Consider the following 12,788-nt stretch of genomic DNA (forward strand, 5'->3'; position numbering starts at 1 on the left):
GCTAGAACCACCCTCGAGACACCATCCGGTAGACGCGCTCTTCCATCGCAGTGACCAGCACCTCAATCTCGTTCTTCTTCAGGAAGGCGTTCTTGAATCCCGCCTTGACCAGTTGAAGGATTTCCCAGCGCGTCAGACCATTGCTGAGACGGGCGGCCGTCAGATATTCCGACGTCAAATCTCGATAACCCCGATTGTGAATGTAACGATTGTCGGTGGCGACGCTGACTTCCAGACCTTGCCGCATGTAGGCGAGCAGAGGGTAGGTATTTCGAGGATTGCTCGTGGCGTCAGGATAGATCGGCGGCCGAAAGGCGCTCTTGGAGCCGATCGATGGCACCGGGTAGAATGCGTTGGTGAAAACGTTACTATTGGGGCACATCTCCATGCAGATGCCTTCGCTCACGCAGTAATCGAGCAGGCGATCATCTTCTCGCAAACGAAGGCCATGGCCGATGCGTCGCGCATGCTGTCGGTAGACGGCGTTCCAGATGCTTTTAGCGGTGGCTGCTTCGCCGGCATGAATGGTGATCGGCGATGATAGCAACTTCAACGGCTCGAGCGTTTCTGTCAGCCAGTCCGGATTTTCCGCTTCATTGCCCGAGATATCGAAGCCCACAACGCGCGTCTGACACCACCAGGCGGGGGCATGGGCGCCATATACGCCCAGATCCTCTTCGCCTTGGCGCAGATAGGATTCCAATAGCGACACGACCTCGCGCGCGGCGGCCTTTTTCTTGTGGCGCTTGGCGGCTAGCAGGATATTCGACCGTACTAGCGGCAGGGACGGCTCGGTCTTCGGCGAGGCCCCGCCAGCGTTGATGAATATGCTGGCCAGATCAAAGCCTAGACATAGTAGATCCGTCGCGCCGCGGGCTGTCATGCCAGCCAGGCAGTATCCGGGCGTCTCGCAGCGGACCTCGCTATAGATGACATTGTCGCGCGCATTGTCGAGCGTCAGCGCGAACGTGGCGATCAGCAGATTCTCGGGGTACTGCAAATGCTCGGCGCCAAGGAAGTCGGCCCCCCACAGATAGCGCTGCAGACCTCGCCCGCTGCCCGCCGATCCCGGCCCCTGCCGCTCTGGCAGCATCACGTACTCTTCAAGACTAATCTGCGACCCGGTGCCTTTGCTCCCGACCGCCGGCAGCGTCAGCGCCTTGAGCACGCTGGCGATCGAACCCGCCCTCTTGCCGGTTTCAGCTTCGGCGATGTGATCACCGACATTCAACTTATCCACGGCCACCGCCAGACTATGCGCCAGACGGTCGCGACGAACACCGTCCCACCCCCTTTCCCGCGCCGCGGGATTCCTGAGCCAGGCGCGTGCTTCTTCCAGTTGGTCAGACAAAACCTTTTTGGCCTTCCCGCACCGCTTGAGATATCCGCTCGCGATCTTGCGCCAGCGAGCACGCGTACTCAGGGTCTTGCCCAATGGACTGATCTCGCCTGCGGCGTCCGCCCCCTTCCAGGCCCTGGCAATACGCCCGATCTGATCGCTGACCCGCTCGGCGGCTAGATCGATGGCGGTTAGGGAATCCCCGAATTCTCCGCCCACTAGATTTCTATGACTTGCCTGCACACTTGCCGAAAGTTCCGTCAGATATCGATCTGGCGGCAGAGATTCCGAGACCTCGGCTGGGTCAGAAGTCGCAGGAAGCATGGCGACCAGCAGCGACGCTACCTCGAAAATCTGGAGTTTCTCGCTCTCGTCGGTGAATGACTTCACGATCTCGTCGCCAAGTCCGAAGGCATGTAGCTCCTTGAGCTTGCCGTTCGTCACCGCGCTGGCCGCCAGCGCGAGACAAACCAGCGGATGAAGACGGCCAGCGGCGACGGCGTTCAGATGCTCGCTCAGCGCCACCGCGAGCGCAATGCGCCTGACCACGGCGCGGATTCCCTCGTTGTGCGCCTCAAACCGCGTGGGTTTGAGCGCATACCCGGCTGTGTTCATCGCCATCGCCTTGACGGCGGGATACGAAATGCAAGTCCCCAGATGGCAGTGTAGGTCGGCCTTGGGCAGTTCCCGCACCCAGCGCTCTTCGCGATAGTCGAAAAGCACGCGCGGCGGTGCCGTGGCGCCTCCAGCATCGACGGCGGCGGGCCAGTGCTGGCGTCCGGTGACGAGATAGCGATCTGCGTGGCGCTTAAGCTTGACTAGGGCTTCGGGGCGCAGCGCCCGAAGCCCGCGGAACGATGAAGCGTGGCTGGTCGAGGCCCGCGGCGCCAACACCCCTTCCAGCGCGCGTCGCATCTGGAAGGGTAGTTGATAGAGCCGTTCCTTGAGGACGTAAGCCACGGCCCCAAGATTTAGCGACTGCTGGATATGACCCGAGCTTTCCGTTCGCGTAAAAACGATCACCGGTGATGGCACTTCGGCGACATCGGAAAGGTGGCGCACCACACGCTGCACAGCGCTGGGTCCCAAGTAATCCGTCTTGGAATCCACTTCCATCAGGATCATTCGAAAGTCTTCGAGGCGAGCTGCTACAGCGCCGCCGCCCGCCAAAGGGACGGCATTGGCCCCGTTCGGCGCGGAGCGGCCCGGTAGAATGCCCCGCGCACTGGCCACGAAGCAGCGATCGCCCCAGTCGGCCAGATCGAGAAGGGATTTAAGCCTGTCGAAATCCTGCATCTTTGCCTGTTCGCCAGCGCGGATCCTTTCCCAGAGCAGATCGTCAATGATCAGAAGTCCACCGACCGTGGCTTTAGCCCGCTCGGCGCTAGTGTGCGCGGTTGCTTCCCGTTTGAGGTAGCTGATCGCACCGCTGCCGATGCAGCGGGACATGTCGCGAAGCAACTCATAGCGCCGCAGGCGCAAAGCGGCATCCAGAGGTCGAACGACCTTGGCTCGAGCCACTTCGGTCTCGGACCAAGCGACGTTTCGAAGCTCGGCGTGGAGGCTGGCAAGGCCGTCATCGAGCGCGTCTCTCAGAGCATAGGCACCACCGACGATCGCGCCAGCCAAGTTGTCGCGATCGTTCATCAGCGATGTCTTGCACAAGGCGTCATAGGCCCGGTTCACATCGCGCTTTCCCAGCTGGAACACCGCGCTCAGGTCCCGCAAAAGCTGAAGATTCGGATCAATGCCGGTCCGCAGGCGGGGCGCATCGACCAGATGCTCTTCTTTCTCCCGCATGTAGCCGACAAAACTCGTGAATTGCGCGCGCAGGCCGCACTTCCCATCCACGCCTTCGGCAAAGTTTTGGGTGCGAGATTCCGCCCGGGCCCGTTCGCGCGCCGACGCCAAGTCACGGGTCGACGCCTTCAAATAACCTCGGGCTTCCCGGTAGTAGGTAGAAAGACCAAACAGCTCGGAGCGAATGAGCGCGTCGGAGATCGGCGCCCCAGACCCGTCAGGCAGCAAAAAAGGCGCAACGTCGTTCGGCTCCACGACGTGCGCGTAGTGAGACAGATGCGCGCTTTGAAGGGTTCGGATGTAGAACTCTAGCGCCTTCATCCGCGAGATCCGGCCTTCCCCCTCAAGCTCCCAGGTATCCAGGGAGGGCTTGGCACCTACGAACAGCAGACGATCGATGACGCCTTCGCCCGAGCAAAGCATTTCGACGGTTGCGTCGCCCGCCTGCCCTAGGATCAGGCGCTCCAGATTCACGGCCAGCCCGTCGGGACCTTGGCGCGACGGCGTAACATCGGCGACCCAGAAGTTCACTTTTGATCCTGGGCCGGAATAGCCGTTCAGCTCGGCTTTCAGTTCGTCGTAGGCAACGCCGAAACGCGCCGCGATGAGCGCGGAAGTTCCGCCATCGGCGATCGCTGGCAGCGGCCTGAATGAAAAAAGCATATCGCCCCCGACTTGCCCCTCGCTGGCGGCCTTCGCGGGCGCACCTTGACCAGAACAAATACCCGCCAAGCTCAAAGTATGGTCAATACAAAATTCATCCTGGAGCTGTGCCGATCAAGCACTACTCGTAGCGCCCACACCGCCAACCGATCAGGATGCTTGCGCCCCTATGGGCGAACCCCACTTGGCGGGCGTGCGCCATTTCCTGACGTTGGTATCTCTCCGGCAAGCGGACATTCCCCAGCCCAAATTGACGCTGCGGAGCGCGCCGCTATGGGCGGCGCGCAGAAATAATACGACTACGAACGACGGGGCCTGGACCGGCCTCAACGAGTGCGGAACCGAGGGTGAGCAAGTCTGCTGATCCGACCTTCGACCGCCGGGGTCGAAATCAGCGACAATCCCTAAGGCGTGGCTTTGGTGGGACCTTCTCCCTTTGATCTATACGCTCGAACTGCGCGGCACGGCTGTCTCCGACGCCGAGATCGCCGCGATCGCCGCCTTGCCACGACTGCACTGCATCGACGTGCCAAATACGGCTGTGACGTCCGCCTGTGTCGCCCGTGTCGCCAGTCTGGTGCGAGGGGCGGCGAACCTGCAATCCCTGGCGCTCGATGGCAACCAGCACGACGCGGCAAGCGTCGCGGCGCTGTCGCAGGCGGACCGCATGCTGGAGCTCTTTCTCTATAGGCCCGAGGTGACGAGCAGAACGACCATGGGCCGGTCGGAGGTGCGGCTACGTGAGCCCGTGGGTCTCAATGGTGTTGTGCTGCCCCAGGATACGCAGGAGGTCCAACGCGAACCGGAAGTACGATCGGTCCGTGTCGAACAGCCGCGCCGGGTAGTGTGAGTGAAGCGCGCTGAGGGGAACCTCGCTCATCGCCAGGATAGGGTTAATACCTCGCGGATTGCGACGGCGCTCCGCCCGCCCGGGCTTACGGTCCTTCTTGATCATGCCCAATTAGCGCAGCCTGATCGAAAAGCTCAACCATGGGCCGTGAAGCGCTGCGCCGAACTATGAGCGGACTTGGCGTTGGCTTTGGGCGGCAGTTCGGGCCGCCAGGAGCTTAGCTCACTTCCGGATTCGGAACCCAGGCACTGGCCAAGCGACCAAGACCTAAAGCCAGAGAAGCAGCGCCGCGCCATGACCCGACTTTAGCGTAGCTCCAGCAACCTGACCTTGGCCCCACGGACGAAAGGCCGACAGGGCTCTTTGGCCAACCGTGATGCCGTGTCGGCTGGCAACAAGTATGGCGACGAGAACATAAGCTGACGCTTTACGCGTAACTTATTTCATGATTTCATGCTTTCATGATATTTGAAGCTGACCTGGTCGTTCGTGATGAGCACCTGCAAATTCAGGTCCCTGCCTCCACCAAGCACGATCTCGCCGTTAAGGCTGCCCTGGCGCGTGAACCGATCCGCGTCCTCGTGCTGAAAGCGCTGCAAGCCTACGGCGTCGCGGTCCCTGACGAGGCGATACACGACCGAAGAAAGACGCGCCGCTGATGTCCGACGACTTCCAGCCCATGACGGTGACGGAGTATGCCGCCGAAGCCGCTACAACCGATCAGAGGTCGGATGGCGCATCTCTGAGCTTTCCATTGCTCGGCCTGGTTGGGGAAACAGGCAGCCTGCTCAGCGAGGTGAAGAAGAAGCAGCGCGATCGCACCTCCTACCTCGGCTACTCCAGCGCCGTGCTCGAGGAGATTGGCGACGTACTCTGGTATCTCGCCGCCGTCGCGTCGCGCGGCGATATTCGTCTGAGCGCCGTGGTCGCGGCCATACTGGACGATCCCGGTGATTGGCGGCGCGATCGACCGGACGTTACCTTCGAGCAACTGCAGCCGGGCATCATCAACCACGCGGCCGAGCTGACCCCCGCGTTCGAGACGACACTTCTGCAGCTAGCGCACGAAGTGGGAGCACTGATCGCTGACCACAACGCCGAACTCGTCCCTGCTGATCAGGACCGGCTCGCCAAGCACTTGGTCGCCATCATGCGCCGCCTCCTCCAAGCCGCGAACGAGGCCCGCCTCACCCTTGAGGCCGCAGCGATCAGGAACCTGACCAAGATTTTCGACCGCTGGCCGAAGACCCGCGAGTACCCTCCCCCATTCGACGAGAATGCCGAAGCGGACGAGAAACTGCCGCGAAGACTTGAGATCGAAATTTTCGAGCGTGAGGTGAGAGGCCAGAAGTATGTCTTCCAGAGGTGCAACGGCATCTTCATCGGAGACCGCCTGACCGACAACGCCACTATCGCCGACAACTACCGTTTCCACGACGTTTTTCACTTCGCACACATGGCCGTGCTTGGCTGGTCGCCTGTCATTCGAGCCCTGCTTCACCTGAAGCGGAAGAGCGACCCCAAGGTCGATGAGGCTCAGGACGGCGCTCGCGCCATCCTGATCGAAGAAGGCATCACAACCTGGATCTTCGGCCAGGCGAAGGATCTGAGCTTCTTCAACGGCCTCAAAGTAGGCGGATTGCCTCTCGACATGCTCAAGCAGGTCAGGCAGTTCGTCGCCGGCTACGAGGGTGGCGAACGCCCCCTGTGGCTCTGGGAAGAAGCAATTCTGCAGGGGTACGAGGCGTTCCGCTTCCTCTGCAAGCATCGCCGCGGCCGCCTGATCGTCGATATGGAAAACCACAGCCTACGGATTGAGGCGCTTCCCCAATGACTCCCGACCAGTTCGTACGCGCGCTTGCCTCGACGCATCTGCCAGCAGTGTTCAATCCATGGGGCGAACTCTGCGAGATGCACGACCGGCAGAGCGCCGCCGAGACCCGGCGAAACAACTTCGCGCGGTTTCTCCAGGGGTCGCTCGACGCAGGCGTCAAGACGATGTGGATCGCGCGCGACCTGGGTTACCGTGGTGGCCGCAGGACGGGCATCCCGCTCACCGACGAGGTTCACCTTGGCTCGGCGGGCGCCTTGCTCGGCGGAATTGATCTCGATCGCGCCACGGAGGGCCCCGTCGTCGCAGAACGTACGGCCGCAGTGATCTGGCGCGTCCTGTCCCGGATCGGTGAACCTGTCATGTTGTGGAACGTCTTTCCGTTCCATCCCCACGTCGATGGCGACCCGATGTCCAATCGCTGCCACACTCGCCAGGAGCGGGAGGCCACCTGGCCGCTACTGGAGGCCCTGATCGACATGATCGAACCTGACCGGATCGTCGCCATCGGCCGTGACGCGAGCTTCGCACTGGCGGAGCTCGGAGTGGAGACAGTCGCCGTGCGCCATCCAAGCTATGGCGGGCAGTCGGAGTTCATCGCCAGCATGTACGAGCTCTACGGCGTCGACGACGATGCGGCGCCGCCCCTCCTGCCGTTCGGCGATGGATTCAGCGCAAATCGCCGTCAGCCGCAGCTCGCCTAGGCGCAGGCTTCCAGCAGCGCGCTGATCTCGCTCGTTGTCGCCGATTTCGGTCGATCAACCACGGCGTGGGTCGAGACCAACGTCATCGCGCCGACCTGTACATTGCCCTCCTTGGCGATGAATTCCATCAAACGCCCAAGTCCGATGATATTGCCGAGCAATTTCTCGATGTAGTAGTGGTTCCGGTACATGGCCGTCATGTCCAGATGAAGACCGCCACTCCCCTTGCGAAGTTTAAAACTTACGAAACTTAGGCATTGGCCACCGTAAGGCGATCGATCGACATCGCGCGACGGATCGAAGATCTGCAGCTCGAACTTATTACGGGCCGCGACGTTCGGGTCGGCGATCCGATCGACGATTTCGGCCAACTGGTTGATGGGTTGCCCGCCAACTCGGGGCAATCGGATCATCCGTTCGAAGTAGTAGCCGGACCAGCGATCGGACTTCCCCACGACAGGCAAGACGTTGTTCTGGAACCGCTCGTAAAAAGCAGGCGATCCGTAGCGCCGGTACAGCGCTGCCGGAAATAGCGTGTTGGCTACCGTCTCCACGCCCTTCTTGCCCCTCGTGCTGAGAAACTCGTCGACCGCTTCGACCGCAGGATCGGAAAGGGTGGAGCGTGCCAGAGGATTCTCGACGTCGATGATGACGTTCGAGGCCTCGTGGCCCGATCGTCCTTCGACGGCCAGGGTAGCAGCGCGCCACGCGGAAACGCAGTCAGGCTGCGGCTTGATGGCTAGGTACATCCACACCGTCCGTGAGAATTGCAGCGCCGAAAAGCCGCGGCGCCAGGTAGTCGTCGCTGAGCCAGGCGTGCCCTGAATCGCCCCAGCCGGATCCCCAACTGTTGCGCACGAGAAGGGCGGGCGCGCCGTCGACTATGCCGTCGGCGACCACCACCACTGCGTGGCGGTCAGGCGTTTCCACCGGCTCGTCCTGCTGGGGACGAACGAGTACGCCTGGCGTCGCCAAGAAGAAGCTCTTCGACAGTTTCAGCAGGGCCACAACGGCCCGCCCGGTCGCCAGCGCGACCCTGACCTCCGCGAGGGTCGGCGGAAGAGCAGACCCCTTTCGGGCAAACACTGGCGCGGCGGCACTAGGCGGAACCCAAATGGTCAAGTCATTGGGGACGGCGATTAGGTAGGGCCAGCCGGCTTCGATCGGCTGGCCTTCCTCCCGCAATGCGTTCAGGACGTGGGGCAGAGACGCCCCGGTCGAAGGCGCCCGCCCACCGCGCCGCTGAGCATGATAGTAGAGGTACTCACACGACAACGGGGTTAGATCGTCGCGGGCGTGCGCATGCGCATCGCTGGCCGCGAAAGCCAGGCACGTCGGTCGGTCGCCCTGGTCCCGAGCCGGACCGAACCCAGCCCGAAGGTCGAGGTTGATCGAAACCGTGGAGGTCACAAATCCTCCAGGATACGTCGACGCTCGAACCTCGAGAGACCCGATTCCTCCGGCCCGGTCAGATCGAAATCCAGGACCAGTTCGCCGGCCGCGCCCCCCGCCGCCCAAGGACGCCGCTCTTCCATTCTGATGCGGCCCTTGGGCGCGTCCTGCGGCTCGGCCGTCAGACTACGAAGCACCGGGCCGCCGATCCCATCTGGATCAATGGTCTGCCGGCGGTCATGCACGATCGCAAAGCCGCTGGCCGCGAGCTGATCGATGTCCCAGATAAATCCGGCCCCACTTCGCTCTTCGAGCTGCAGGACGAAGAGGTCGTTCCGACTTCCTTCGATCAATACACCCTCGTCCCGAGCGGTGAGGAGCCAGACGTCACCGCGATAGTTCGGCGGCTTGTAGTCGCAAAGAAGCGCGATTTTGAGATCTCGGCGGGGCTTGTGGAGCAGGCGAGCCCGCGCATTCGCGTTGAGGAGGTTGTTGCGCTCCAGGGTCCAGGCGGTCGCCTCGTAGCTTGCGCCCAAACGCAGCGACAGCTGATAGGCGACTGCCGGCTCTGCGAGATCGCTGGTCGTCCAACCTTGGCGCTGGCAGTGGGCGAGGATCAGCCACTTGGGCATCAGGAAGGCGGTGGCGAAAGCGTCCGCCTCGGTCTCCTGAAACTCTATATCGACACCCTTCGCCAAGGGGGCGCGTCGCAGGATGTTGTTCTCGTCGTCCAGGCTTGGACGGTGCTGCATGGCGAAGTGGCCAAGTTCATGGGCGGCCGTAAATCGCTGGATGCTCATTGGCCGCTGAGTGGTGACCAAGATACCGGGCGTCGGCGCCGGCAGGAAAACGCCGAGCAGTCCCTCCAACGGGCGGAGCATGAGGGGAAGGCCGAGCTGGTAGATCGCGCCAAAGACGTCGACGCTGCCGCCGCTTCCCAGCACCAAGTCCCGCACCCCGAGATCGCGGAGTACGCGACCGGCGGCCATCGTGCCTGCTCTAACAGCGCTGGCGTAGTTGCTGGCCATGACTAGCCCTTCGGCGCTTGCGATCGCGCGCGAAGAAACTCAGCGAAACGCCCCACCTCCTCCCGGTCGGACTCGGAAAGCTTCGCCACCTGACGCGCAAGGAGCGCGACATCGGCAGGAAGCGTTGCAACGCTCTCGTCCTCACCCGTCAAGTAGGCCACGGATTGGCGATAGAGCCTGGCAAGCCTGGTGAGCTCGAGCGAGTCGACACGACGTTGGCCGTTTTCGATGTCAGTCAGAGCCGTCCGGGGAATCTTCAAGTAGGTGGCGACCTCTTCCTGCTTGAGGCCGAGGTACTTTCGCGCGTCGCGCAAGCGGGCCCCTAGGCGCCGCCGCGCGAGATCGTCTGTAGCGTCCGCGTCTTCCATTACTCTTTGACCCCGTTGGCCTTGTTCCAGGCCTTTTCAATCCGCGGCATCAGGTGCTCGATCGCGGCGTCGATCGACTTGTAGCCGCCGGTCTGGACCACGCTTTCACGCAGCTTGTGGCCTAAGATCGGCTCGACCGCGCAGAGCACGTCGACGACCGTCAGCGAGTCCAGGCGAATGGTCGTCTTCATAACCAGCGCCGGCGAGCCCGGCAGAGCGATCCCCTGCACGGGCGCTTCGGTTTCGGCGACGAGCAGCAGCTCCTTGCGGAGTTCCGCTTCGACATAGGCGGCAGGAAACGCCTTCGGCGCGGCGTCAGCCGGGGCCACCTTTAGTTTGGGATCCATATCCGCCGCTCCAGGCAACACATATCAGCGATATAATGTCTGATTATCCAACATGCAACCCTAGGCGAAGCTTTGCTACATTTTGGGATGGATCGGATACGGTCGCCCCGTCCACCTCGTCGCGGCCGGAAAGCAGCCTTTCCAAAGGGAAGCTGTGAGTCAGATTTCCCCGTTCCGGGCGGCGGTCTCGCGCCGGACCTCACTCTGCCCCAAAGCGGACCATTCCAACGTACGAGAAGAGTCAGGTTTCCCCATTCGTAGGAGCAGCGGCGGCGGGGGGTCTGCAAGCTTGCTGACGGGCAACTATCTCTACGCGCTAAGGATCTTTCACCGAAATAGTTTTGCTAGGCCATTCGGTGATGACAGCATGACCGCTGCGCATTCTGGGACCTCTGCGGCTTGGGAACGCCTTATGGCAGGTCGACCGACCACGCTCGCGCTCGCCTTGGCCGCGTCCAGACCGCTGATCAGAACCTCGCCATCGCGGAACGCTGCTTCCGAAACGTGAAGCCTCGACCACGGAGTCGACTCGCGCCCACACGGCACATGTTCTATGTTTGTTCGAGTTCGAATGCCGCCCTACCCTTTCGATCAGGTCAAGGCGCTAACGACAAGCTTAAGAGAGGAAGGGCAAACGGCCCACGCACAAAATACAACCCTCGAGAGTTTCTCGTTAAGTTTCAATTTGAAGAAACAGATAAGTGTCTGCGGACGATCGTGTTCCCTCGCAAGTAAGAGAAGGCAGCTATGGGAGGCGCCCGAGAGCTCCGGAACATCGGGCTCGATGTTCATTTTAGGCTCTTAGCGTCCAGTCTAGAGCAGGTGCTCGTCGAACGTTTCCGGGTCTGGCGTTTGACGACCCCGGACACGCGGTCCGACGCGCCGCACGAGATGGACTTGGTCATCGCCGATTTCGGACCGCCCACCCCACAGGTCGAGGCCCGCCTGAGCCAGCTTCAGGGCCACGCGCGACGTGGCCGGGTGTTGATCATCATGCTTACCCATTGGGATGACGTTGCGATACGACTGATCCGGGCAGGCGCGGCAGGCGTCCTGTTCTCGGACGCGGACGCGCCGGACGTTCGCCTGGCGCTCGACACGATCGCCGACCAGCGCACCTATCTGCCCCCTACGCTCCAACAAACCCTTGCCCAACGGTTCGTTGCCGGCGCGGACGCCACACTCGATCGCCTGACGCGTCGAGAACTGGAGTTTGTCCGCAGGCTTGCGGTCGGCGCCAGCACCTCAGAGATCGCCGAAGAACTTGGCCTTAGCTCCAAGACCGCAGACACTCATCGCGCCAACGTCCTACGTAAGCTGGGCTTGCGCAACAATGTCGACGTCGCCCGCCTGGCGCTCCAACACGGCCTGGTGGCGCTCTAGAACTCAGAAAAACCCCTAGGCCATACCAGCGATCGACCAAGCTGGATGCGCAAGGATCTCCCACGCCCTTTTAGAATGAATTCTGATTTAGTTCGTTTTTAGGTTGCATAAACTCATTGAGGTCAACACCACTTCAGGAGACCTCGTCATGAGCGCCTTTACCGTTGTCAACAGCACCACCTTCCCGGCCCAACTGATCATCAACAAGGGCACGCCGGGTGGCCCCAACAACCTCTTCGGCCGCGTGGCCGTGGCCGCCAACAACGGCTCAGCCGTGATCCCCACGACCGAGGCCTACACGGCGCAGGCTTCGATCACGATGGAAGACGGCAACACTTACACCACCAGCGTCGTCAACCTGCCGAACGGCACCCAGAACCTTACCGCCCAGATGCTGGTCGAGGGCGGCACGTTCAACTTCCAGATCGTGGCTCAGACCGGCTCAACGCCCAATCAGTTCACCCTGGTCAACACCTGCCGCCAGCCGGTCACCTTCAATCTGACCGCTACCCCGACCAGCCCGCTGGGCAAGCCGATCCTGACCAGCGCCGTGGTCGTGAGCCAGCTGGACTCGGTCGCGGTCAGCACCGAAGAAAGCTACAGCTTCCAGGCCAACGTCAACGGCATCACCACCAGCCAGGTGGCGACCAACCCGGCCCAGACCGGCCAGGACCTGACGATCACCATCTTCCAGGACAACGTCCCGGTCGGTGACTGGGCCGCCTACAGCGTCTCGGTCAACTAGCGCCCCCCACGCGCCCCTGGGGCGGCGGCTTCCCACCACCTGCCGCCCCGGGTCCTTTTCCTCGTCCTCGTCGCGATCGCGTGCGTCACCTCGCCCGCGAAGTCGCCCTTCGCCGAGCCTTCCCCATGTCCCAAGAGCCCATCGAAACGGCCCCCGCGCAGATCGAGCCGTCCGTGGCCTGGTCAACCTGCCCCCTGGGCGGAGAGCAGGCTCTCGAGCTGCAATGGCGGCTCTCGACAAAGCAAGACCAGGCGGTCGAGTGGCGCCTGTTCAAGCACGCGCCAGCCAATCCGAGTCTCGTCGCTGAAGGCCTTCTCGATCGCCTCAAGACCATCACC

At 62.2% G+C, this 12,788-nt stretch carries 13 protein-coding genes; 7 read left to right on the forward strand and 6 right to left on the reverse strand.

Translation table 11 applies throughout. The features are described 5' to 3' along the window. Position 1: 1 nt before the first annotated feature. Positions 2 to 3,802 carry a hypothetical protein gene (locus tag OVA11_RS19655; RefSeq protein WP_268069089.1) on the reverse strand — a complete coding sequence of 1,267 codons (3,801 nt, stop codon included), beginning with the start codon at positions 3,800 to 3,802 and terminating at the stop codon, positions 2 to 4. Between the two features lie 436 nt (positions 3,803 to 4,238). On the opposite strand from OVA11_RS19655, the gene OVA11_RS19660 reads away from it, so the two are divergent. From OVA11_RS19660 to OVA11_RS19675, 4 genes are all read left to right on the forward strand, one after another. Next, positions 4,239 to 4,652 carry a hypothetical protein gene (locus OVA11_RS19660; protein ID WP_268069090.1) on the forward strand — a complete coding sequence of 138 codons (414 nt, stop codon included), beginning with the start codon at positions 4,239 to 4,241 and terminating at the stop codon, positions 4,650 to 4,652. 461 nt (positions 4,653 to 5,113) lie between these two features. Then, positions 5,114 to 5,311: a hypothetical protein gene (locus OVA11_RS19665; protein WP_268069091.1), complete on the forward strand. Its 198-nt coding sequence runs from the start codon at positions 5,114 to 5,116 to the stop codon at positions 5,309 to 5,311. Continuing rightward, positions 5,311 to 6,486 (forward strand): nucleoside triphosphate pyrophosphohydrolase family protein, encoded by a 1,176-nt coding sequence (locus OVA11_RS19670; RefSeq protein WP_268069092.1) that lies wholly within the window; start codon positions 5,311 to 5,313, stop codon positions 6,484 to 6,486. Before OVA11_RS19665 ends, OVA11_RS19670 begins: the two co-directional genes overlap by 1 nt. Then, complete coding sequence (locus OVA11_RS19675; protein WP_268069094.1) at positions 6,483 to 7,187, forward strand: uracil-DNA glycosylase; 705 nt, start codon at positions 6,483 to 6,485, stop codon at positions 7,185 to 7,187. The genes OVA11_RS19670 and OVA11_RS19675 overlap by 4 nt, the downstream gene beginning before the upstream one ends. Here the strand turns inward: OVA11_RS19675 and OVA11_RS19680 are convergent. The 5 genes from OVA11_RS19680 to OVA11_RS19700 are packed head-to-tail and all read right to left on the reverse strand — an operon-like array spanning position 7,184 to position 10,322. Further along, positions 7,184 to 7,936, reverse strand: coding sequence for a hypothetical protein (locus OVA11_RS19680; RefSeq protein WP_268069095.1), 753 nt, complete (start codon positions 7,934 to 7,936; stop codon positions 7,184 to 7,186). The genes OVA11_RS19675 and OVA11_RS19680 overlap by 4 nt on opposite strands. Beyond that, positions 7,908 to 8,597: a C1 family peptidase gene (locus OVA11_RS19685; protein ID WP_268069096.1), complete on the reverse strand. Its 690-nt coding sequence runs from the start codon at positions 8,595 to 8,597 to the stop codon at positions 7,908 to 7,910. Before OVA11_RS19685 ends, OVA11_RS19680 begins: the two co-directional genes overlap by 29 nt. After that, complete coding sequence (locus tag OVA11_RS19690; RefSeq protein WP_268069097.1) at positions 8,594 to 9,607, reverse strand: ImmA/IrrE family metallo-endopeptidase; 1,014 nt, start codon at positions 9,605 to 9,607, stop codon at positions 8,594 to 8,596. Before OVA11_RS19690 ends, OVA11_RS19685 begins: the two co-directional genes overlap by 4 nt. Positions 9,608 to 9,609: 2 nt before the next feature. Beyond that, on the reverse strand, positions 9,610 to 9,975 hold the full coding sequence (locus tag OVA11_RS19695; RefSeq protein ID WP_268069098.1) for a helix-turn-helix domain-containing protein: 366 nt from the start codon (positions 9,973 to 9,975) through the stop codon (positions 9,610 to 9,612). Beyond that, the gene (locus OVA11_RS19700) at positions 9,975 to 10,322 is read right to left on the reverse strand and encodes a hypothetical protein (protein ID WP_268069099.1); all 348 of its coding nucleotides are present in this window, start codon (positions 10,320 to 10,322) and stop codon (positions 9,975 to 9,977) included. The genes OVA11_RS19695 and OVA11_RS19700 overlap by 1 nt, the downstream gene beginning before the upstream one ends. A gap of 897 nt (positions 10,323 to 11,219) precedes the next feature. Between OVA11_RS19700 and OVA11_RS19705 the strand changes: the two genes are divergently transcribed. The 3 genes from OVA11_RS19705 to OVA11_RS19715 form a co-directional block, all read left to right on the forward strand. Then, positions 11,220 to 11,705, forward strand: a complete 486-nt coding sequence (locus tag OVA11_RS19705; protein ID WP_268069100.1) for a response regulator transcription factor — start codon at positions 11,220 to 11,222, stop codon at positions 11,703 to 11,705. A gap of 148 nt (positions 11,706 to 11,853) precedes the next feature. Then, a complete protein-coding gene (locus OVA11_RS19710; protein ID WP_268069101.1) occupies positions 11,854 to 12,450 on the forward strand; it encodes a hypothetical protein in 597 nt (198 codons plus the stop codon). Between the two features lie 125 nt (positions 12,451 to 12,575). Continuing rightward, positions 12,576 to 12,788, forward strand: a 213-nt coding sequence (locus tag OVA11_RS19715; protein ID WP_268069102.1) for a hypothetical protein, incomplete at its 3' end; no start/stop codon positions are given.

This window comes from Caulobacter sp. SL161 (assembly GCF_026672375.1).
Classification (GTDB): domain Bacteria; phylum Pseudomonadota; class Alphaproteobacteria; order Caulobacterales; family Caulobacteraceae; genus Caulobacter.